Here is a 21,279-nt window from a genome sequence, read left to right as displayed (position 1 = left end):
GCATATTTGCAGTTTTGAGCTTGCGCGGTAGGGCATAGAAATGAAGGAGGAGGAGCTATGTTTGATTTACATACCCATCACGAACGATGTGGACATGCTAAAGGGACTATTGAAGAGTATATTGAAAGTGCCATCTCAAAGGGAATACAGATTTTGGGGATAACCGATCATTCTCCGTACTTTTTTGCAGATGAGGATCATCCCTATCCAGGCTTGGCTATGGCCAAGAGTGAGTTCGTCCGCTATGTGGAAGAGGCTCTGCAACTAAAAAAGAAATATGAGGATCACATCGAGCTGTTAATCGGGGTTGAATCGGATATTTTCAAGGAGCATTTGGCGTTGTACAACCAAGTATATAGCAGCTTTCCGCTAGATTATGTGATAGGCTCGATCCACTTCACCTCTCCATCTCTGATTCTCAAAAGCTTGGATTGGAGCACAGCTTCGGAGGAAGAGCAGGCGGCGGAATTCGGGAGATTCATCGAGCTGATGCAGCTTGCTGTACAGAGCGATTGGGTGAACATTATCGGGCATATGGACCGGGTTCATCGCGGGAATCCGCCGTTCGAAGATTTATATGCGCCCCATATTGCAACTTTGCTCAAGACGATGGCCGAAAGAGGAGCCGTGCTGGAGGTGAATACGGGCGGGTTCCGGAAGAGCGCGAATGATTGGTATCCTTCGCTTAATATCCTCGAGCAAGCCTATCATTATGGCGTAGATATTACCTTTGGCTCGGATGCTCACGATCCCCTGCGGGTCGGAGATGAATGGGAGGAAGTTCGCCGGACACTAGCGAAAATAGGATATAAGCGATGGGTTATTTTCAGGCAGCGTGTGCCTTATTACTTGGACATTCATTCCTGATCACTACCATGGCGCTACGAGCATGTTCTCATTCTTTGGATGGGGATACTGACTGACGAGAATATTTGAACTTGATAGAGGAGGAGGGATAGGATGTATAATGATTTATTTTCAATAGGGCCTTTTACTGTTCATGGTTACGGGGTGATGATCGCAATTGGAGTCCTGACGGCTTACTTTGTGGCCATGAAGCGGGCCGAGCGGCTCAACATCGATCGCAATCCTATTGATTCGCTGGTGGTTTGGGTTCTGGTGGGCGGGGCCTTAGGCGCTAAAATCTTGTTCTGGCTCACCCAGATCGAGAATATTATGCATAATCCCAGAATCCTGCTGCTGACGCTCGCAGATGGTTTTGTAGTATATGGTGGCATTATAGGCGGTATCTTAGCCGGATATATCTATTGCCGCAAGAAGCGGATAGGCTTTTTGAAGTATTTTGACTTGATGATCCCCTCTGTTGCGCTAGCCCAGTGCTTTGGGCGTATTGGCTGTTTTCTGGCAGGCTGCTGTTACGGTCGGGAGACAGATAGCGCGTTCGGAGTGGTATTTCCATCGACCTCTCTTGCCCCAGGAGGCGTACGGCTGCTCCCCACACAATTAATTTCAAGCGGGTTGGATTTTCTTCTGTTCTTAGCACTGATTTTCTATGCCAAAAGAAAACAAGCCGACGGTCAGGTCGCAGCTCTCTATTTGATCTTATATAGCGCAGGCCGATTTATACTTGAATTTTATAGAGGGGACATCGAGCGTGGGAGTGTCGGTGTATTATCGACTTCACAATTTATAGCCATCTTCCTGTTCGTGATCGGGTGCGGGATATTCATAGTGAAGCAATCGAAAGCCGCTATGCTGCGATAAGCAGTGATATAGCGGCTTTGCTGCCATTTGCGTACGTACGTGCAAAAAAACGGGTTGCCTTACCTGGATGATTAATGTATGATGATTGTCCCTACTGCTGCAAAATGCCCTTGTCTGAAGTGGACGGAATAGCCGTCAAAAATGCTTATCGGAGGTGCTTCATGCTTTATTTTACGTTGGCTGCCAAGGCCTATTCACGCAATTTGCAGTACCGTGGTGCACATATGGTGCACAACCTCGCCAGTGCGATGTTCGGATTCATCTACGCCAGTATTTGGATCGGGCTCGGCAGGGACAATCCCCTCGGCGCTTATGGAACCCATGGCATGATCAGTTACATCTGCTTCACGCAGAGCCTGCTGTGGATTACCAGCTTCATCTCAAACGGACTCGGCATTCCGCAAGCGGTGCGGACCGGTCAAATCTCGCTGGATCTGATGCGGCCCATCCATTTATTCAGCCATATGGCTGCTCGTGAATGGGGGCAAATCGCCTACCAGCTTGTCTACAAGTCGATTCCCATCTACATTTTGTATCTCATTATTTTTCCGCTTCAATTTCCCAAGAGTGGATCTGTGATTGCACTTGTTGCAATCAGTGTTGTCGGCGCGGCTTACATATCGATCTGCATGAATTATTTAATCGGTATTACCGCATTATGGACTACTGAATCCTCCTGGTTTTATTGGGCCAATCACGCCCTCGTGAATTTGCTGGCCGGCTTCTTCATCCCGTTGGAATGGCTGCCATCCTGGTTGTCTCAATTAGCCTGGTATTCACCGTATCCGTATCTCCTCTATGTTCCCACGCGTATTTATCTCGGTTATGAACACGGCTCTCATATATGGGGGACGCTGCTTTGGTGCGCCTTTTTGACGCTAATTTGCTTGCTGGCCACCCGAGTGCTGCGGCATAAGGTGGAGGTGCAGGGCGGATGAAGGATAACCTGAAGCTAAGCAGCAAGCTGAAGTCATGGCTGGAGCTGTACAATTTATTGATCAAGACGAGCGTTCGCAGCCGGATGCAGTATCGGTTCAATTTTCTCCTCGGTTCTGTGCTGGCGGCGCTGATTCAAATTTCAGAGTTTCTGATGGTCGCCATTGTCCTGTATAAATTTGGAGCGATCCAAGGCTGGTCGATGTATGAGATGGGCTATCTGTTCTCGGTGATGACGCTATCCAAGACGCTGTATCGTACCTTCGCCGACGAGGTTCATCATTTGGAAAAATATCTAGTCGAAGGTGACCTGGATCAGATTCTGACCAGGCCTGTCCCCGTGCTTCTCGCCATCATGCCGCGTAATTTCCGTATTATGCTTGGAGAGGTGCTGCAGGGAGGCTTCATCCTGGGCTGGTCGCTGCACGGATTATGGCGTAGTGGGCAGATCGATTGGATGTCCATCGCATTTACCCTATTTATTATTGTAACTGGAGCGGTCATTCTATTCTCAATTGGGCTGGCTACAGCGACGATTGGCTTCTGGACGACGCGGATCGGAGAATTGCAGACCTTCACCGAGGATGCCGCCCGCACGGCTGGGCAATATCCACTTACGTTATATCCGAAATGGATGTCTTCCATGCTGCTGATCGTTATCCCCGTCGGCTTCGTGAACTATGTTCCAGCTCTGTACATTATTCGCGGTGAGCTTGGAGTCTGGGTGCTGGCGGCGGTGGCCGTGGTGGCGATGATTTGTCTAGGGGCAAGTCTGCGGTTCTGGCGGTTTGGCATTACGAAATATCAGAGTACAGGAAGCTAAGGGAGGGCAGGCTAATGATCGAAGCCAATAATTTATACAAAGTGTTCAAAACCCCGGTAGTCCGTGAGGGGCGTTTCTCCGGCCTTCGGACTTTATTCGCGCGAGAATATACGAGGAAAGAAGCGGTGCGCGGCATCAGCTTCCAGATCGAGCAGGGGGAGTTCGTCGGCTATATCGGACCTAACGGGGCCGGAAAATCGACGACCATCAAAATGCTAACCGGCATTCTTCATCCCACCACGGGGGAGGTCGTTGTAGGTGGTTATAACCCTCATCAGGAGCGGCGGAAGGCCGTGCGCAACCTCGGTGTTGTATTTGGACAGCGCAGTCAATTGTGGTGGGATCTGCCGGTCAAGGATTCCTACGATATATTAGCGAAAATGTACAATGTACAAGAGAGCGATAAGCGCAGACGTATTGACCAGCTCGCCGAGCTGCTGGATTTATATGAGTTCTGGACTACGCCCGTACGCAAGCTGTCGCTAGGTCAGCGGATGCGAGCCGATCTGGCCGCCGCGCTGCTGCATGATCCGGATGTGCTGTTCCTGGACGAACCGACGATTGGGCTCGATGTGAATGCGAAGCGGAATATACGGAGATTTCTCAAGCAATTGAATGAGGATTTCGGTAAAACCATTCTATTGACGACGCATGATATGGACGATATCGAGCAGCTTTGCAACCGTGTGATGGTGATCAATCATGGGGAGCTGACATTCGATGGCACGGCTCGTTCACTCCGGGAGACGATCGGTCTGCCGACTGAAATCCGCGTTACATTCCGCGGTCCATTTCAACTGCCCGATACCCTTGATCCGGCGATTCGAGTGACCAATCGTGAGGATGAGATCGTGACGATTGAAGCTAACCGTCAGGAACGGAGTACGGTTGATATTTTGCGGGAGCTTGGAACTTGGGGCGAAATTGACGATTTCGAGATGAAGGAGCCGGATTTCGAAGAAATCATCCATAAAGTATATTAAATAGCATGAAAAGCTGAAATTATTATCATTGAAATTACATGAAACAAGTCATATACTAAATATAATCTGTTATTATAAAATCATTTAAAATTTGAATATGGATCTTCGGGGTAAGGTGCAATTCCTGACCGGCGGTGAATGGTTCAATTGAAGAAGCGATGCATAGCATGGCGATTGAATCACAGCCCGCGACTCGCTGTCCGTCCTGTTGGACGATAGCGACTGATCTGGTGCAATTCCAGAGCCGACGGTAAAGTCCGGATGGGAGAAGATCAACTATAAGTCTGTGCGGGTAGGTGATTAGCCTGTCCCCCGCGCATGCTTATTTGATCAGCCCCCGTAGATGTCGACTGTTGTCGCTTCACGGGGGTTTTCTGCTGCAAGACTCCGTATTCAAGGAGAGGGAGAGACAGCAAGATGGAAAACGTAGGTACAGGCTATAAAGTGCAGGAGGCGGCTTCGGCGCGTCCCGCCAAAGCCAAAAACGGTTTTTGGTTAGTTGTATTGGGAGCGGCGCTATGGGGAGTCGATCCGTTATTCAGAATTATTCTGCTGGGTGCGCTCACTTCTGCACAAATCGTTCTGTTAGAGCATGTTATCATCGCATTCATTGCTATTCCGGTATTATGGAAGAATCGTGGCGAATTGAAGGGCATGAGCTTGAAGCAGGCTGGGGCGCTGCTGTTCATTTCCTGGGGTGGGTCGGCGATTGCGACGATTCTGTTCACCATGGGACTGGCAAATGGGAACGCCAATGCAGTGCTGCTGTTGCAGAAGCTGCAGCCTTTATTCGCAATTATTCTGGCAAGACTGCTGCTGAGAGAGAGACTGCCGCGTCATTTCTCGATTCTGTTCCTGATTGCGCTGGCCGGAACTTATTTCTTAACCTTTGGCTTCGCTATTCCGATCGGTCACTGGAGTGAATTCGTGCAAGTCGGAAGCCTGCTATCCTTGGGCGCTGCTGCTCTATGGGGCGGCTCCACAGTGATGGGTCGGTTGATGGTCGGTCAAATGAAGTATGAGACAGTGACCTCGCTGCGGTTCGTCGTAGCACTTCCACTCTTGTTCGCGGTAACCTGGAATGAAGGCGCCGCCTGGAATCTGCCGTCAGGCTCCTACGAGCTGGCCGCAGTAGGACTTAACCTGCTCGGTCAAGCGCTGCTCCCGGGACTGCTCAGCATTCTGGTGTACTATAAAGGGCTGACCACGACGAAGGCTTCTGTAGCCACACTGGCAGAGCTCAGCTTCCCGATGGTCGGCGTCCTGATCAACTGGATCGCTTTCCAGCAGATCGTAACTGTCGCCCAAGCCTTGGGCTTCCTGCTGATCTGGTTCGTATTGTTCGCCATCTCCAGACAGAACAATGACGCGATGGCTTAATGGGATAGAGGATATAGAGAACAACCCGGGACGATGATCTCGGGTTGTTCTTTGTTTGCGCGACAGTGTAACTGCAAAAGAAACATTTATTTCCCTTGATTGTGGTAAGTGCTCTCCTTCAAATGTATTTTGTACACTTAAAGTAGCTCATTCTTAGGAAATTCGGGCAAAGTGTTATTTTAAGTGTACATTCTGCAATTAAGATGAAGGTGGAGCGGGCTGATGCTGTTTTAGCTGTACTTTATGCAATTAGGGAATTGAAATAATTCGTCTGCCGTTTTCGAATATTAATAAACTTGATTCAAACTGACAGGTCCTAGACTGCCATATGATCCTTCGAATTGCCCTTTGAGGACATAAGTTCCTGCACTAAGATAACCTACCGAATACTCGACAGGGCTCGGAGAAGTTGGCCCGATATTCACAGTAGTCGAGAAGACTTTGTTAAGTTGACCTGACGGCCCTTTGGAATAAAGTGATAATTCAACAGTTTCATTCGTAGAGCTCCATAGCCCCACACTTAATTTATATTGAGCGGATTGACTGACTGTCAAATCATGTGATGTTGCAGTATAGGCAGCAAATGCGCTAGTAGAGAAAGAGAATAAGGCCAGTAATAAGATCAATACAACTTTTTTCATTATTTCACCTCCCTTCTAGTTATGTAGTAGCAGAAGAAAACCAAGAATGAATAGTAATATTTTAGCTATTATAGCAAAACAAAGATTATATTCAAGATATTAATTTTTTCAAATTTAAGTCGTGATTTCAAAAAAGCTAACTCCAACTTAGGACTTAAGGAGGGGTTAGCTCATCTGCATAAAAATGCGTGTAGATGCTGAAAAAAAGCGTGTAGTCATTAAAGCACAAAAACAGGTATTTTAGGCATGGGTGGGCTCGTCGGACACTAGTTATATAGTCCCTAATAAGGGTAATTTAACCATATAAGGTATTGTCTGAATATGTAGTTACTTGTATAATAGCATTCAGATAAAGAGGTAGATTTTACTAATTATTTAGGAAATAATTCGTTAGCAGGTGAATATATGAAATTACTAGTGGTAGCCGGTGGATTTCATAGATTAGTATTGGATAGTCTATCAAGAAGAACTACGGTTATTAATTCTGAAGGATTAGAGCTACAAGACTTGAAGGAGCTCATAGCTGAAGGAGTTCCTGTAGTGGATGCGGTTCTGCTTACCGATGAGGCCTTTTCTCAGAAGCTGGGACAGGATCGTGACAATTTGGCCTATTTACTGAAGTGGTTGGAAGAAAGTCAGCGTCCAGGAGCTCCGGTGCTTCTCATTACCAGAGACAGTATGAAAGTGGAAGACTACGCCTCGCTGTCCTCTCGATATAGCAGCCTTAGAGTCATAACTATTGATAAAATCCGTGCCCCCATGGATGTATATCAATTTGAACTAGATATTGCTGTTAAGCACAAGTCCCCCCCGATACATACTAATTCTAATTCAAAAGCATTACATAAGAATCAGGATGAACAGCAAGTTGATAAAGAACCCACCACCAAAAGAAGATCCTTCTTCGATCGTTTTCGTTCAAAGCCGGATGGTGCTGCTGAATCATTAGAAGCTACAGATCGCTTAAGCCGCGAACTGGCCAATATAAGCCGGGGGATTAGCCGAATTGTCGCGATTACCGGCCATCGTGGCAGTGGAGTAACGAGCACGATTGTGAATTTAGCTTATGAAGCCTCGAAACGGGGCTTAAGTACGATTATCATCGATATGGATACGGAGTATAGAAGTATGAATATGTACTTTGACCGTTTCCACGAAAGAACCAACAAGGAAGAACAAATGAGCGCGTCGCTCATCCGCACACTCGCCAGACCTCAAGATTACATGACAACCGCTTTTAATATCAAAGACAACTTATGGCTTACCTCCCTGGGATATTCTTTTCACGACCACAGACTACTTGAGCAATTCTACAACAGTGAGAAATTAATTGGCTTGATCTCGGTACTAAGAAGCAGATTTAACCTCGTCCTGCTGGATATGCCACTGGATTTATTCAGGAGTTTCAAAGAGACGATGATTCATATCGATGTGTTCGGGCTATGCGTTCCTAACAACCTGCATGCGGTATTAAGTACGGTTCGGAATGTAGAAGTGGTGCTCGATCAAGAGAAGGCAACTTATCTGAACGCTAAGTCGAAGGTGATTGTCACACAGTATAATGATCGTTCCAGATTTCAGGATCAACTTTTTACTGCGGATAAAGTAAGTGAGGTGTTGACTTCGGGACTCAGTGATTATTTGCGCTATGAAATGAGGACGGCAGGGTCAGTTCCTTATAATTCCGGGTTCGATTCCCAGATAGAGACGGATGTTCCACTTACCAATACAGGAGCTGAATTCGAAAGAGCATTCGGTCAGATGCTTCTAAGACTAATGGAGGGTGCATAACACTATGGACTTAAGTACGGTAAAGAACGTATCCCCGAACAGAAAGCTGTTCAAGAAAATTTTAGCATTATTGCTCAGTATTTTCATCATTATTGTCTCATATATTGTCCTGAATAATGCCAATGAGGCGGCCAAAGATACGGTGGAGGTGCTGCGGATAGATCAGTCTGGAGGCATTCCGGCTTATGTCCCCATCACCGAGAAGCAGATCAGGAAATACTCCATCATTCGCAAGGAATATTCCAACGATATGGTGCTTGCTGAGGATATGAATTCTGTAGTCGACAAGTTCACGAAGTACTATCTACGGGATGAAAGCATCCTCTATAAGGATCAATTCATGGATGAGAAGCCGCAGCAGAACGAATGGCTCTATGAAATGGCGGATGAGCATGAAGTCCTTACTCTGCCTTATAACTTCCTCGAGGCGGGGGGAGATATTCTGATGCCGGGAGATCGGGTGAGGATCCGTGTCTCCTATGAACAGGAGGAGCGTTCGTCAGGGGGGAATCCCAATGCGGGGTACTCATCTGGAGGATCTAAGATGAAGACTGAAATATTGTTCAATAGCATCGAAGTCCGCGATATGCTCAACTCTAGCAGCCATTCGATCTATGAAGTCTATAAAGAGGTGCTTAAGCTCAGCGAGGATAAACGGCAGGAAGTGATGAAGAGTGGTGACTTTCTGAAGAGTATTCAACCGAGATCGCTGCTGCTCGAGGGAACGAAGGAACAGATCGATAATTTCGCCAAGTATAACGGATATGATGGCAAGAAATACTTGATCACGATCCTTAGCCGGAAGAACAGTCAGGTGATCCTGGATCAATTGCCTACCTTGCAGAGGGAGGTGGAATCGTGGATCAAAACGACAGACTAAGTCTCGACCAGGTGCTTCATAAAATATCTCCAAAGGAATATATGGGCTCCGAGTTCCAGGAGAGCAAGCTCATCTATAGCGTGATCGGATTTATACCAGCCTGCGATATGGTTGACAATGCGCTTGTGATTAGCAACCTGGGCTATTTACTCGCCCAGAAGGGTTTGAACACCTGTGTGCTGGATTTGAAGGTCTTCAATCCCAATCTGTATCACTATCTGGATGCCAAGCCGAATAAGAAGGGCGGGGGTCTGATTCGTGTATTGAAGAGCGACAAGGTGGATTTCCGCGAAGAGATTCAGGCTACCAAGTACGAGAAGCTATATCTGCTCTCCCCGAGTCCGCATGATCTGATTGAAGAATACCTGGACTTCGAATTCGATCATCTGGAGCATGTGATCAATACGCTCAAGAGCATGTTCGATATCGTGCTGGTGGATATACCGAATAATCCTCCGTTGGAGTTCTGCTTGGGGGCGATGAAATTCTCACATATCGGGTTCTTCATTTCTACAGAGCGGATTGAAGCAACCAGTAATATGGTCCGCCTGCTCGACTTCGCTTCATCGGTCGGGATTAGTACAGCCAAGTTTACCAGTGTCATTCTGATGAACATCCAGGATATTAACTATGATCACAAGGCGATCAACGAGTTCGGTCTTAAAATTGTCGCTGCATTGCCGTATGTGAAAGCAGCTTATGCTTATTCCTTGGAAGGCAAGCTGTATGTCAGGGATAATCCACTAATTAATAGATATTTTCTTAAGCAAATGAGGCGCCTAACGGATATCCTCTGTAACCAGTAAGGAGGGAGATACATTGCTTACTCGCGCCAAAATCAGTGATATGCAGCAGAAGGTTAGTCATCAGGTCAGCAAAAAAGAAGACATGGACGACCTGAAGAACAAATATACGACGATCCAATTTGAAGAGGCATTAGAGCATTGTCAGAAATATATCACCAAGGTGGCGACGCATGCTTTCAGACGGGAACAGGATCCTGGACGGAAGCGGGAGATGACCAAGGCGTATATTAACGAGTTTGTAGATTCACAGAAACCGGTTGTTGAAGGCTATTACGAATTAGTTGATTTAAAAAGAGCGCTGATTGACGAGATCACCCACTATGGCCCGATTACGAAGGCGATGGAGGACCCGACGATCGATGAGATCCGCATTAATGGAATCGAGCAGATCTTCGTAGAGACAGGGGGCAAGACATTGCCATGGGAGCATCACTTCCTGGATCGGGAGCATCTGGAGAGAATTATCTCCAAGCTGCTCGGCGTCTCCAAGGTGCGATTGACACCCAAGATTCCGATGGTCAATGCGAGAACGATTGAAGGGTACCGGGTCAATGCGACGCATGCGGATATATCCCCTTACGATATGCCCGCGGTTGTCATCCGGAAGTTCAGCAAGAAGAGTATCACGCCGGAAATGATGATCAAGAATGAATCATTCTCTGTGAACATGTTCAAGCTGCTGTCTCTGCTCCCCAAGGCTGACCTGTCCTGGATTACAGTAGGACCGACCGGCAGCGGCAAAACAACGCTCAACGAAATGATGGTCAAGGAGATTAACCCGCTATCCCGGATCATCACGATCGAGAATCCGTCGGAAATGCGCTTGCTTCGTAGGGAAGGGAATCAGGAGCATGGCAGGATTATCAACGATGTGCTGCAATATGAATCCGTTCCGGATGATGATGATGCTAGCCCGGCTACGATGGAGAACTTGCTGATTAACGCGATGCGGCAATCTCCGCACTGGATTGGTCCCGGGGAGCTGCGAACTCCAGGCGAGTTCGCGACCGCACTCCGCGCCGCCCAGACAGGACACTTCTTCTTCACAACCTTGCATGCGGAAGGAGATCGGGAGGCGATTTTCCGCTTCCTGACGGCCTATCTGATGGCTTCGAATGAACCCGCAGAACTGGCTCTTCGCAATATATGCAGTGCAGTCAAGTTCGTCGTGTTCCAGGAGAAGCTTGCCGATGGGACACGTAAAGTAACTTCCGTCTCCGAGATCATCGGTTCCGAGGGACTAGAGCCAATTATCAATCCGATTTATAAATTTATCTCTGAGGATGTGGTGGAAGACGAGGATACCCATCGGGTGCTGAAGATCATCGGGAAGCATAAGCGGGTGGGCATGTTATCGGAGAAGGTGCAGCAGACGATGATCAAGGCGGGAATTAAGCGAAGCCGATTCGAGTTTCTGACGACGGAACCTGCGGAAGATGAGATAGAGGAGTATGGGTTCGATGGATACAACTTCAATCATTAGTCTTTTCTTCGGTATAGCAGCATTTATTATTCTGAATGCCATGTTTGAGATTCGTTTCTTCGAGGGGACTGGTCGCTTCTTCCTTGGCATGCTGGATACTTTTGCAGAATACTTAGGGAAATACAATACGAAACGCTATGTTGAGCGGATGAAGAAGGAACGGATTGTTAAGCAGAAGGAGAATGTGTATGCGAAGTACAATCGGCTTGTGGAGGGACTGATCATTGACTTCAATCTGCCGCTGACACTAGAGAGCTTCACGTCCCTGCTGTGTATCTGCTTTGCGATTGTTGTGCTGGTTATCGTGATTTTCATGCAGAACGTGACTCTGTCGGTGGTCGTAACAGTTGCTATCTTCATTGGACTTTTGACCTACTTCGTTATGCAGTCCAAGGCGATCAAGGCCGAGAAGCTGGAGAGCATTATGGATGCTGAGGATATCATCTGCCCCCTCGCTAGAGAGGGAGTGCTCGTAGCGATTAAGAAGGTGATGGAGAGTGATGAATATATCAAGCCCGGCATCAGACCGTATTTCCAGCAATTCATCGATAACTGTGAGAATAACGGTTATTCCTTCAAGCAGGCAATCACGCTGCTTAACCGTCAGCTTGGTCCGAAATTCGATAATTTCACCAAGAAGGCAATCGTGTTCGAATACAATGAGCGCAAAGGGATGGCTGATATTTTCCTCGATATCGTGGATGAGAATGCCGTATTACGGGAGATCAATGCCAGGAAGGACCGGATCTTCCGCAAGATGAATCGTGATTTCCTGCTGAAGACCGTAATCATCGTCCTGTTCTTCCTATATGCCCTGTCGGTCAAGGATTTTCGCGAGTTCATGCTCTATACCACCTTCGGCAAAGTCATCAACACCTCCATGATTAGCATTATCTGTCTTAGCTTCGCTCGTACGCAGGCACTGCAGGGGAATCTGGGACCTGGAAGTGATAGCAAATGAGTCTGTTGGTGAAGTTGATCGCTCTGGGCTGTGTGATTTATCTGATCAAGGTCTTTATCTATCCTTATTTCAAGCCAGTCAATCGCAGGCAGAAGAAGCGAAACCGCAAGTATCTGCAGGAGCGCAAGAGCGAGCAATTCAATCAGAAATTCAAGATCTTCAAACGCGGCTTCGCAGAGAAATATGTAAGCAAGCTGCTGAGTAATGCGGAACGAATAAGATTCCAGAAAATGATCGATCGGCTCGATCTAACGATGAAGCCGGAGGAGCTGCGATTAGAGCAATTATTCTATATGGCCTGCGGAATAGTTGCCACGATGGTGATGATGACGGCGAATCAACTGCTCGGCTATGTAACGGCGATCTTCATCGTGCTGGGCTGGATGTACCCGGTATCGGAGATCGAGAAGAAGATCGAGAAGAAGAACAAGAATATCGCCTTTGAGTTCCCGGCCTTCTACAGTATGATTTACTACCAGTATTCGAAATCGATCAACATTTATCTGGCGGATGTCATCCGAGATTATCTGCCGAATGCCCAGACGGATATGGCCGAAGAGCTTGGCGTGATGCTTGACAACATCGAGTATGGCGAGGAATATGCCCTCAAGCAGTTGAAGAAGCGCGTGCCGATTCATTATATTATCAAGTTCTGTGACCTTATGGAGACGCGGCTCAAGGGCTATGACAACATCTCGCAGATGGTCTACCTCAAGAACGAGGTCGATAGCTACCGAATCCTCGCGCTGGAAGAGGATCTGGAGCGCCGACAGCGGACGAATTCAAGGATTCAGCTGGTGCTGATCGGGGTGTTGGGGTTGTATATAGTGGTTTATTTTGCTTTTTCGGTTATGAGTTCTATCAAAATGTTTCTATAAAATGTATTTAATAAATGGAGGTATTTATTTATGGGACAAAAAAGTCAAAGAAATAACGAAAGAACCTCTTTCTGGAGAGATGAACAGGGGGATATTGGAATTAAACAGATAGCGATTACTGTTGGGGTGATTGTCGTCATAGGTATTATTATTGGCGCTATGCAAGGTCAGATGGGGTCTTGGTTAACTAGAATATTCGATACGCTTATGGGATATATCGACGGTCTCATACAATAGGATAGAACATAAATGCGAGCCTTTGCTAAATCAATACTAATTTCAATTATTGCTGTCATCGTTATTATGCTATTTACTAACTTAGTCTTTTTCTTTCCTTGGTACATGACTTTAGTGGTTGAAACTTTTAATGTTACTCAGTACGTAGCAAGTGACAATTACTTAAAAGACACCTACTATGATGATACCAAGGACCGATTAGAGAAACGTCCTATTTTTTCTCAAAAAGCCAATGATATTGAGATCTTCGCTGAACATGAAGACCATCATTCCGCGAGAGGTTACGACGACGCTTCAGATTATGAGGGTATGCCGGATGCAGATAAACCTTATAGGCAGCGGGGAGAATCAGTAATAGTAACGATAAGTGCTGTATATCCACTAAGTGTTAAATTATGGGGGGAGAAGTATGAAAGGGAAATACCAGTATCTTTTGCGTTAAAAACAACGGGGCTCAAGCACTATAAAGATCTGGAATATGAAGAGTATTTAAAATACTGGAATGGACAGCCATGAGAAATGTCGCTATTGGTTTATTAATATTAATTTTAGGTTCCGTTATAGTCCAGCCATTAATAGAAATAGTTAATCTGGGACGTGAGAAAATAATTCTTAGCTCTGCGATTATTACATCAGCTCGTTCAGCCAAGGACCGAAGTTTGGAGTATAAATTCCAGAGAGATTTAAATGCCGTAGTTAATGAAAAACTGTTTGCTGAATATTTTGCGGATGCATTTCTTAAATCAATGAATCTATCTTTGATGAGCCTAGATGGCGTCAATGAATACAGATTCAAACCGCAGAATGACAAATATAATGATATTATTGTAACCTTGGACTTTGCGGAACCAGGGGACGGAATATCAGATCAATATGTAACAGTGGTAAAAATGAAAGCCGAGACTGAATATAAGTTTAAAACTAAAGCGATGCAGTTGGTAGAGAAGATGGGAATCAACAAAAAAAATACCTTGGTTGAGGAACGCACCCTCGTCCTCTCCATAAAGAACTAAGCATAAGGATGTGACGGCATGGACTATATCATAGTTACTTTTCAGGCGGGGGCACATATGACGAAGGAGTTGAAGATTCCGGTATTCGTGACCCCGGAAGAGCTTCTGGCTATGCTGTCTGAGGCGTTGGGCCTGCCGATCAGAGCTGAGAATCGGATTCAGGCGGAGCCTTTGGGACGGATTCTGGAGCACACCCGGACACTTGAAGAGGAGGGCGTAGCCGATGGAGCGCTGCTTACTCTCATATAGAAGGGGCCGAATTGAATGATGGGAAATAGTAGTAACGGTGGATTAGCTCTACGAACCGGCAGAAATCTGCTTCTGACAGATATTAAGCATTACTCTGGCACATGGCTGCATTATGAAGCCGCTGGAGAGAAGAAGCTGCTAGATGGCGTGTTCTGGTTCATGAACCGAGCGGAGGAGAACAGGATTGTGTACAGCGACCAAGCGCGCGGGAATCAATTATGCTGTATCGATCTGGGAACCTATGTCTCACAAGTGCTCGTCGATCAGCCAGCGTACGGGGTCATAGTTCACGGAGACTGGATTTACTATCTCAATGAAACTGACCACGCTATCTATCGCTGTTCCTTGAGTGGCAAAGATAAGTCGAGGATTGTGGATGATAGAGTTGAAGCTTTTCTCATCGATCAGGAACGCATTTATTATACGACTCAGCAAGGGATTCGAAGTTGTAGTCTAATCGGCAGAGACAGAGAGCTTGTCGCAGAGGATCAGGCGGTGCATATGCTTAGAATCGGCGATAAGCTAGTCTACGCTAATAAGAAGCAGCATTACTTATTAACCTTTTTGAATCTACATACAGGAACTACGGAGCAGGATGGAGCTATTGTACCTAATAGTCTGAATAGTGACGGGCGTTATTTGTATTGTGCCAACCGCAGCAATGAGATGACCATTTATCGTATGGACCCGGAGACGGGGCATAAAATACGGATTTGCGGTGAAAGCGCGGATTACCTCCATATTATGGAGGACATGATCTACTTCTGCAGCCGCAGAGAATGGTACAGAATGTCGTTATCCGGGGGTCAAGCGTTCAAAATCGAAGGTTCTGAGAGGTAATTATGATTAACGAAAAATATGAATTTAGCCGTCAGCCGCGGTTTTTGCCGGAAATGCCGAGGGGCGAGCTTGAAATTCCTAACCCGCCTAATGCCTATGAGAAACCGGAAATATCATGGTTCGCCATACTGGCTCCACCCGCGGTGATGCTCGTCATCTCGGTGCTGTTAGCGATGACGATGCGCTCCAATTCGATGTTCATGATGCTATCCATTTCAATGACGATCATGACCCTGCTCGTCTCCTTGACTAGTGCCGCATCCCAGATCAAGAAGTACAAGAAGAAGAAGAAGGAACGGGAGCAGAAGTATTTGCAGTTCATTGCCGATAGCCGCAGTGAGTTGCAGCTTGCCAGAGAGCAGCAGATCAAAGCGATGAATGAGATGAATCCCGATCCTAATGCCTGTCTGCAGCGAATACAGGAGCTGGACAATCGTCTCTGGGAGAGAACGCCATCATCCCCGGATTTCCTATCGCTCCGTCTCGGGGTAGGGAGTGTTCCGGCTGCATTGCGGATTAATTATACGAAGCAAGCCATCATTATGGAGACCGATCCGCTCTTAATGGAGCCGCAGCGACTGGCGCTTGAGTTCGACCGTGTGCAGGGCGTTCCCGTCTCTGTAGATCTTATCGCTTCCGAAATCGTCGGCATTGCCGGTGAGGAAGACAAGACCTTTGAGATGGTGACTCAAATGCTGCTGCAGCTTATCACTCATCATGGCTATGATGATGTGCGGGTTGTTATCTTGGCCTCGGAAGAAGGCTTGGAGAAATGGGATTGGCTCAAGCATCTGCCTCATCTGTGGAGTGAAGGATATGGCATTCGTTTTCTGCTATGCGGCAAGGCTATCGCTCATGCAGTATTCGGTGAATTGAACACCGTCTTCAAAGAGCGGGAGATGAAGAAGCTTGGTGGAATTCCACTTCCCCACTATGTCTTTATTGTTGAGGAACCGTCCTTGTTAGAAGAGGAGCCGATTAATAAATTCCTTTATAACAAGTGTGCTTCACTTGGGATTTCCTCCATATATATGGCCAAGCATCAAGCCTATCTTCCGATGAACTGCAAGCAGGTTATTCTGGTGCAGGGCAAAACCGGAGAGCTGGCCGACCGGGAAACGGGAGAAAAGACCACATTTAATCCGGACAGCGTGAATTTGCAGCAGCTGAGTGAGGCTGCACGGAGAATGGCTCCACTGCGCATCAAAAATTCCGGCGGCAGCTTCACCTTACCTACTTCGCTAACCCTGCTTGATATGCTGCAAGCGAAGAAAACGGGGGAAGTCGATCTTAGATCTCGCTGGAGTATAAATAAGCCGTTCCAAGGGATGAGTGTACCGATCGGTGCGAAAGCTGGGGGCAGCCTGTTCCATCTGGATATGCACGAGACCGGGCATGGTCCGCACGGACTTGTCGCAGGAACGACCGGTTCGGGGAAAAGTGAGCTACTCCAGAGTATTATCATTTCGTTAGCGATTAACTATCACCCGCATGACGTAGTGTTTGTGCTCATCGATTACAAGGGTGGAGGTATGGCAGATATATTCCAAGGGATGCCCCATCTTGTAGGAACGATTACGAATTTGGGGGGCAATCAGACTACCCGCGCACTTCTGTCCATTAAGAGTGAGCTGATGAGGCGGCAGCGTCTGTTCTCGGAATTCGGTGTGAATAATATCGATAAATATCAGAAGCTCTATTATAGCCGTAATGAAGGCGGACATATGCCGGCCATCCCTCACTTGATTATGATCGCGGATGAGTTCGCTGAGTTGAAGCAGGATCAGCCCGACTTCATGAAGGAATTGGTCAGTGCGGCCCGTGTAGGTCGAAGCCTGGGAGTTCACCTGATATTGGCGACGCAGAAGCCTGCCGGGGTCGTGGATGACCAGATCTGGAGTAACTCCAAATTCAAGATCTGTCTCAAGGTACAGGATGAGCGGGACAGTAAGGATGTGATCAAGCGTCCTGACGCAGCGATGATTAAGGAGCCGGGTCGTGCGTTCATCCAGGTCGGTAATGATGAAATATTCGAGCTATTCCAATCGACTTATTCGGGAGCAGATTATGACCCTGAAGGTGAGCTGCAGAAAAGTGAAAATAAGGTTAAAAGAATCTACGAAATTTCTTTGAATGGCAGGATGGAACAGATCTACCCTCGCTATGAGGAGAAAATTGTCAAGCATGAGTTGCCTTCACAGCTTGGCGCTATGGTTGAGCATATCGTTAAAACGGCTGAACGGTCCGATATTGAAGCGCTGAAGGGCCCTTGGTTGCCTCCGCTTCCAGAATTAGTATACCTTGATGGTGTTTTGGGATCAGGGGTGGAGATTGGACATTGGACTGAGCAGGAGAACCTGTTAAAAGTGCCTGTCGGCAGGCTGGATGATCCAAGAAGTCAGAGCCAGGATGTGCTGGAGATTGATTTTGCCAATGAAGGAAATTTATTTATATACGGTGCTTCTGGTACGGGGAAGACAGAGTTTCTAAAAACACTGTGCATGTCTATGGCGCATTACTACTCTACTGAAGACGTGAACATCTACATCATGGATTTCGGGGGTAACTCGCTGCGAATTTTCGAGAAGCTTCCACATGTAGGCGGAGTGATGACCATCGAAGAGAAGACCAAGATCGATCAGTTCGTCATGTTCTTGTTCAGAGAGATGGAAGAGAGGAAAGTACTATTCGAGCAGAGTGGCAGCAGTGGATTCAACGCTTATCGGCATGGTGGGAGGAAGCTGGCGTCGATTGTACTGATGATTGACAATTATTTTGCGCTATCGGAGTCCTATGAGGATTTGGATGCCCATATGATGCTCTTGGCCCGGGAAGGGACGAAATACGGTATTTACCTGGTGGCGACAGCATCTAACGCGGCATTTGTAAGATATAAATTCAGTGTTAACTTCAAGCTCGCAGTGACTTTCCAGATGACGGATAAAGGGGATTACGATGGAGTGGTTGGACGGACCGAAGGGCTTGAGCCTATGAAGGTTCCTGGCCGTGGGCTAGTACGGGGCAAGCCGCCGTTGGAATTCCAGGCTTCACTTCCGGAATATGAAGGAATAACTTGCGACCAGCTTCTGAATAGGTTTGCCAATCTTGAGACGACAAGGGCCAAACCTATCCCTATTATGCCGTCTAGTATCGATATACAGCAGATCAATAGAGAGGTCGGCAAGCTTGGGATCGGCTTGGCTAATAATGACCTTCAGCCAGTCTATGTCGATCTCTATGTTACGCCCGTCATCATGGTGGCCGGGGAGGCGATGTCTGGAAAGAGTACCTTGCTTCGTTCATGGGTCAGTATGTTGGATGAAGTGGAGGTGTATGCCCTGGATTCCAGTGGTATGGGATTGTTCGAGATGATGAATCTTCCTTATGTCACTGATTTGGCCGAGACTGAGGAAGCCTTTATCGAAGAAATGAAGGAACTGCTGGATGAACGCCGCAGGCAGATGGCGGAGTGTCGGCGAGAAGGCGGAGATATTAAGCAACTGTTGAGCTCATGGAAGCAAATTGTATTCGTATTCGACAAGCTGAGCGAATTCACGGATGGGGATAACTATACGCTGAAGGAACTGCTCGAACGGATTGTGAAGCAGGAGCGCGGAATGAAGGTAGCCGTGATCGCTGCGGATACCATCTCCGATCTCTCCGGAAACTGGGATAGCCTTGGCAAGGCAGTCAAGGAAGAGCAGACAGGAATTCTGCTAGGGAGCATTAAGGAACAAGGACTTTTCTCGGCAAGATTGCCTTATGGGGCATCTGAGAAAGAGATGGAGAGTTTCGATGGCTATTTTATCAACAAGAATAAATTTACGGGGATGAGATGTGCGACTATTCTGGCTAATAGTGCCGCGCCATCCTTGGTGCCTGCGAACTGACATTACTTCATTGCCGAGATCCTAAATTTCTGAGGAGAAATGGATATGTCAACTGTATCAGAAATCAAAAGCAAGGCCAGCAGGGTCACAGAAATCAAAGGTGACATTAATAGTGAAAGCTCACGTTGCTATTGGCAGGTCAATGATTCGAGCTCCTGGTGGCAGGGCGATGCAGGCAAGGCTTTTAGGGCTGGGTATAGGGAATTGCATACCGAAATTAAATCGTTGACCAGCAAGATGACCAGTCTTTCTTCTCGTTTAGGTAGATTGAGCACCCAAGTTCAGCGGGCTGATGACTAGAGAAGAAGAGCTGCCGAAGCGGCTGCCAGGGCAGGAGCTCAGAACAGGAATGCTGTGCGGTATTAAGATCAAGTACAGATAGCTATTGAAAGGAGGTGAAACAAAAAATGGCAGCGAACCAACAAAAATTTGATTTTCAGCAAGCGGAAGCTCTGAAAACAAAACTGCAATCAGAGATTGGAAAAATCGATGCAGACCTCAAGCGGATGGCTACGATGGTAGAAGGCGTAAAGTCCTGGTGGTCCGGCGGTTCTGAAGAAGCATTCATTGCTAATTTCCAAACTACGAAAACTCAAGTATCACAAAGTCTTAACAAATGGATCGAAGAATACAAGGTGCTTATCGGCAAAATCGCCGAAATCAAGCAACAAAGCGATGCAGATCTTGCAAATCAGCTTAGACTGTAATCGGGCAAGCTCAGACATGGAGGCAGCTTAAACTGCCTCCATGTCTGACATGTTTTAGGGCAACAATAGGGACGAAACCAGAGTATCGCTATTTAGACAAAATAGTGAATTTACAATATATATTATTTATTGAGGAGAGGGAAAAACATGAAATTGAAGAAAATCAGTCTGATATTGATGTCCATGGTCCTCATCTTTGTGATGGCTCCGGGATTATCATCTGCTGCGGGAAAGGCCAAGCTGTCGCTACGGGTGGAGCTGAATGGGGAAAGAATAATATTCCCGGATGCGCAGCCGTATGTGGATAAGCAAAATCGGGTACAGGTCCCGGTCCGCTTTGTCAGTGAAGCGCTGGGAGCCAAGGTTGGCTGGAAGAACAAAACGAAGGAAGTGACGATTGAGCATGATGAGACGAAGCTCATCCTGACGATCGGCAATAAAGCCTATAAAATCAACGATTCTACGAAACTCATGGATACCGCCGCTATAAGAAAAGCGAACAGAACCTTCGTTCCGCTGCGCTTTGTCAGCGAAGGCTTGGGAGCCAAGGTAAAGTGGGACTCTAGCAATTATATGGTCAGCATCACAACGGGGACAGTAACAACGGCCTCTGGCGAGAAGGTGGAGGACGATCCGACTAAGCCAGGATCGAAGAATTTTGATTGGGATGCATGGGAGGCAACCAGATCTATTGAAGGGAAGACTGACAAATTAACGACGGAGGGTTTTAGTTATTATAGTGTTTATAAATCTGGATTGTTGCCAGGTGTGAGTCATTATAAACCAGAGTATGGAAATACAAGAACAATCTTAAGTATAAACATGACTGTCGGGAATATTGAAGGGGATGATCTTGAGGCACAGGCTAAAGATCTTGAGGAAATCTTACTTCAACAGGTAAACGAAGAAACGGTAGATGAAGTTATGAAATATGTTAGGGAGAAGAAAAATCGAGAGGATATATTACTAGAAAAAACATTTAAAGATGATACTTATAAGATAGTGGTGGAATCAAGATACTGGCGAGATGTTAACATAGAAATATGGTATAAGTAG

At 46.8% G+C, this 21,279-nt stretch carries 22 protein-coding genes and 1 riboswitch; of the genes, 21 read left to right on the top strand and 1 reads right to left on the bottom strand.

What is annotated here, in order from left to right:
* Positions 1–57: 57 nt before the first annotated feature.
* From BFJ94_RS12485 to BFJ94_RS12460, 6 genes are all read left to right on the top strand, one after another.
* Positions 58–867: a histidinol-phosphatase gene (locus tag BFJ94_RS12485; protein ID WP_120462968.1), complete on the top strand. Its 810-nt coding sequence runs from the start codon at positions 58–60 to the stop codon at positions 865–867.
* 93 nt (positions 868–960) lie between these two features.
* The gene (locus BFJ94_RS12480; protein WP_120462967.1) at positions 961–1,725 is read left to right on the top strand and encodes a prolipoprotein diacylglyceryl transferase; all 765 of its coding nucleotides are present in this window, start codon (positions 961–963) and stop codon (positions 1,723–1,725) included.
* 161 nt (positions 1,726–1,886) lie between these two features.
* Positions 1,887–2,663, top strand: coding sequence for an ABC transporter permease (locus BFJ94_RS12475; RefSeq protein WP_120462966.1), 777 nt, complete (start codon positions 1,887–1,889; stop codon positions 2,661–2,663).
* Positions 2,660–3,484 carry an ABC transporter permease gene (locus BFJ94_RS12470; protein WP_120462965.1) on the top strand — a complete coding sequence of 275 codons (825 nt, stop codon included), beginning with the start codon at positions 2,660–2,662 and terminating at the stop codon, positions 3,482–3,484. Before BFJ94_RS12475 ends, BFJ94_RS12470 begins: the two co-directional genes overlap by 4 nt.
* Before the next feature lie 14 nt (positions 3,485–3,498).
* Positions 3,499–4,467, top strand: coding sequence for an ABC transporter ATP-binding protein (locus tag BFJ94_RS12465; protein ID WP_120462964.1), 969 nt, complete (start codon positions 3,499–3,501; stop codon positions 4,465–4,467).
* A gap of 97 nt (positions 4,468–4,564) precedes the next feature.
* Positions 4,565–4,744, top strand: a riboswitch (FMN riboswitch).
* 140 nt (positions 4,745–4,884) lie between these two features.
* Positions 4,885–5,847 carry a DMT family transporter gene (locus BFJ94_RS12460; RefSeq protein WP_120462963.1) on the top strand — a complete coding sequence of 321 codons (963 nt, stop codon included), beginning with the start codon at positions 4,885–4,887 and terminating at the stop codon, positions 5,845–5,847.
* Positions 5,848–6,134: 287 nt separating this feature from the next.
* Here the strand turns inward: BFJ94_RS12460 and BFJ94_RS12455 are convergent, their stop codons facing one another.
* On the bottom strand, positions 6,135–6,488 hold the full coding sequence (locus BFJ94_RS12455) for a hypothetical protein (RefSeq protein ID WP_120462962.1): 354 nt from the start codon (positions 6,486–6,488) through the stop codon (positions 6,135–6,137).
* A 405-nt stretch (positions 6,489–6,893) separates the two neighbouring features.
* On the opposite strand from BFJ94_RS12455, the gene BFJ94_RS12450 reads away from it, so the two are divergent.
* The 15 genes from BFJ94_RS12450 (at position 6,894) to BFJ94_RS12380 (ending at position 21,279) form a co-directional block, all read left to right on the top strand.
* Positions 6,894–8,279: a CpaE/TadZ family protein gene (locus BFJ94_RS12450; protein WP_120462961.1), complete on the top strand. Its 1,386-nt coding sequence runs from the start codon at positions 6,894–6,896 to the stop codon at positions 8,277–8,279.
* 4 nt (positions 8,280–8,283) lie between these two features.
* Positions 8,284–9,159: a flagellar biosynthesis protein FlgA gene (locus BFJ94_RS12445; RefSeq protein ID WP_120462960.1), complete on the top strand. Its 876-nt coding sequence runs from the start codon at positions 8,284–8,286 to the stop codon at positions 9,157–9,159.
* Positions 9,138–9,965, top strand: a complete 828-nt coding sequence (locus BFJ94_RS12440) for a CpaE/TadZ family protein (protein WP_120462959.1) — start codon at positions 9,138–9,140, stop codon at positions 9,963–9,965. The genes BFJ94_RS12445 and BFJ94_RS12440 overlap by 22 nt, the downstream gene beginning before the upstream one ends.
* 13 nt (positions 9,966–9,978) lie before the next feature.
* Positions 9,979–11,448, top strand: coding sequence for a TadA family conjugal transfer-associated ATPase (locus BFJ94_RS12435; RefSeq protein ID WP_120462958.1), 1,470 nt, complete (start codon positions 9,979–9,981; stop codon positions 11,446–11,448).
* Positions 11,426–12,409 carry a 6TM ABC transporter family protein gene (locus BFJ94_RS12430; protein ID WP_120462957.1) on the top strand — a complete coding sequence of 328 codons (984 nt, stop codon included), beginning with the start codon at positions 11,426–11,428 and terminating at the stop codon, positions 12,407–12,409. The genes BFJ94_RS12435 and BFJ94_RS12430 overlap by 23 nt, the downstream gene beginning before the upstream one ends.
* Positions 12,406–13,287 (top strand): hypothetical protein, encoded by an 882-nt coding sequence (locus tag BFJ94_RS12425; RefSeq protein ID WP_120462956.1) that lies wholly within the window; start codon positions 12,406–12,408, stop codon positions 13,285–13,287. The genes BFJ94_RS12430 and BFJ94_RS12425 overlap by 4 nt, the downstream gene beginning before the upstream one ends.
* Positions 13,288–13,317: 30 nt before the next feature.
* Positions 13,318–13,524, top strand: coding sequence for a hypothetical protein (locus tag BFJ94_RS12420; RefSeq protein ID WP_120462955.1), 207 nt, complete (start codon positions 13,318–13,320; stop codon positions 13,522–13,524).
* Positions 13,525–13,536: 12 nt separating this feature from the next.
* Positions 13,537–14,040, top strand: coding sequence for a hypothetical protein (locus BFJ94_RS12415; protein WP_120462954.1), 504 nt, complete (start codon positions 13,537–13,539; stop codon positions 14,038–14,040).
* Entirely contained in the window at positions 14,037–14,537 is a 501-nt protein-coding gene (locus tag BFJ94_RS12410) for a hypothetical protein (protein ID WP_120462953.1), read from the top strand. The genes BFJ94_RS12415 and BFJ94_RS12410 overlap by 4 nt, the downstream gene beginning before the upstream one ends.
* Before the next feature lie 18 nt (positions 14,538–14,555).
* Positions 14,556–14,786, top strand: coding sequence for an EsaB/YukD family protein (locus BFJ94_RS12405; protein ID WP_120462952.1), 231 nt, complete (start codon positions 14,556–14,558; stop codon positions 14,784–14,786).
* Between the two features lie 15 nt (positions 14,787–14,801).
* Complete coding sequence (locus BFJ94_RS12400; RefSeq protein ID WP_120462951.1) at positions 14,802–15,626, top strand: DUF5050 domain-containing protein; 825 nt, start codon at positions 14,802–14,804, stop codon at positions 15,624–15,626.
* A 2-nt stretch (positions 15,627–15,628) separates the two neighbouring features.
* On the top strand, positions 15,629–19,516 hold the full coding sequence (gene essC / locus BFJ94_RS12395; protein ID WP_120462950.1) for a type VII secretion protein EssC: 3,888 nt from the start codon (positions 15,629–15,631) through the stop codon (positions 19,514–19,516).
* Positions 19,517–19,561: 45 nt separating this feature from the next.
* Entirely contained in the window at positions 19,562–19,816 is a 255-nt protein-coding gene (locus BFJ94_RS12390) for a WXG100 family type VII secretion target (protein ID WP_162944260.1), read from the top strand.
* Between the two features lie 107 nt (positions 19,817–19,923).
* On the top strand, positions 19,924–20,223 hold the full coding sequence (locus tag BFJ94_RS12385) for a hypothetical protein (RefSeq protein ID WP_120462948.1): 300 nt from the start codon (positions 19,924–19,926) through the stop codon (positions 20,221–20,223).
* Between the two features lie 147 nt (positions 20,224–20,370).
* Complete coding sequence (locus tag BFJ94_RS12380) at positions 20,371–21,279, top strand: copper amine oxidase N-terminal domain-containing protein (RefSeq protein ID WP_120462947.1); 909 nt, start codon at positions 20,371–20,373, stop codon at positions 21,277–21,279.

Origin of the sequence: Paenibacillus aceti (genome assembly GCF_003614185.1) — a bacterium.
In the GTDB taxonomy this organism is placed as follows: Bacteria; Bacillota; Bacilli; order Paenibacillales; family Paenibacillaceae; genus Fontibacillus; species Fontibacillus aceti.
This window is presented reverse-complemented; position numbering and strand designations above follow the sequence as displayed.

Excerpts from the sequence above, each read along its gene's own strand:
- BFJ94_RS12485 (WP_120462968.1), top strand. The coding sequence starts at position 58 with ATGTTTGATTTACATACCCATCACGAACGATGTGGACATGCTAAAGGG.
- BFJ94_RS12480 (WP_120462967.1), top strand. The coding sequence starts at position 961 with ATGTATAATGATTTATTTTCAATAGGGCCTTTTACTGTTCATGGTTAC.
- BFJ94_RS12475 (WP_120462966.1), top strand. The coding sequence starts at position 1,887 with ATGCTTTATTTTACGTTGGCTGCCAAGGCCTATTCACGCAATTTGCAG.
- BFJ94_RS12470 (WP_120462965.1), top strand. The coding sequence starts at position 2,660 with ATGAAGGATAACCTGAAGCTAAGCAGCAAGCTGAAGTCATGGCTGGAG.
- BFJ94_RS12465 (WP_120462964.1), top strand. The coding sequence starts at position 3,499 with ATGATCGAAGCCAATAATTTATACAAAGTGTTCAAAACCCCGGTAGTC.
- BFJ94_RS12460 (WP_120462963.1), top strand. The coding sequence starts at position 4,885 with ATGGAAAACGTAGGTACAGGCTATAAAGTGCAGGAGGCGGCTTCGGCG.
- BFJ94_RS12455 (WP_120462962.1), bottom strand. The coding sequence starts at position 6,488 with ATGAAAAAAGTTGTATTGATCTTATTACTGGCCTTATTCTCTTTCTCT.
- BFJ94_RS12450 (WP_120462961.1), top strand. The coding sequence starts at position 6,894 with ATGAAATTACTAGTGGTAGCCGGTGGATTTCATAGATTAGTATTGGAT.
- BFJ94_RS12445 (WP_120462960.1), top strand. The coding sequence starts at position 8,284 with ATGGACTTAAGTACGGTAAAGAACGTATCCCCGAACAGAAAGCTGTTC.
- BFJ94_RS12430 (WP_120462957.1), top strand. The coding sequence starts at position 11,426 with ATGGATACAACTTCAATCATTAGTCTTTTCTTCGGTATAGCAGCATTT.
- BFJ94_RS12425 (WP_120462956.1), top strand. The coding sequence starts at position 12,406 with ATGAGTCTGTTGGTGAAGTTGATCGCTCTGGGCTGTGTGATTTATCTG.
- BFJ94_RS12420 (WP_120462955.1), top strand. The coding sequence starts at position 13,318 with ATGGGACAAAAAAGTCAAAGAAATAACGAAAGAACCTCTTTCTGGAGA.
- BFJ94_RS12415 (WP_120462954.1), top strand. The coding sequence starts at position 13,537 with ATGCGAGCCTTTGCTAAATCAATACTAATTTCAATTATTGCTGTCATC.
- BFJ94_RS12410 (WP_120462953.1), top strand. The coding sequence starts at position 14,037 with ATGAGAAATGTCGCTATTGGTTTATTAATATTAATTTTAGGTTCCGTT.
- BFJ94_RS12405 (WP_120462952.1), top strand. The coding sequence starts at position 14,556 with ATGGACTATATCATAGTTACTTTTCAGGCGGGGGCACATATGACGAAG.
- BFJ94_RS12400 (WP_120462951.1), top strand. The coding sequence starts at position 14,802 with ATGATGGGAAATAGTAGTAACGGTGGATTAGCTCTACGAACCGGCAGA.
- essC (WP_120462950.1), top strand. The coding sequence starts at position 15,629 with ATGATTAACGAAAAATATGAATTTAGCCGTCAGCCGCGGTTTTTGCCG.
- BFJ94_RS12390 (WP_162944260.1), top strand. The coding sequence starts at position 19,562 with ATGTCAACTGTATCAGAAATCAAAAGCAAGGCCAGCAGGGTCACAGAA.
- BFJ94_RS12385 (WP_120462948.1), top strand. The coding sequence starts at position 19,924 with ATGGCAGCGAACCAACAAAAATTTGATTTTCAGCAAGCGGAAGCTCTG.
- BFJ94_RS12380 (WP_120462947.1), top strand. The coding sequence starts at position 20,371 with ATGAAATTGAAGAAAATCAGTCTGATATTGATGTCCATGGTCCTCATC.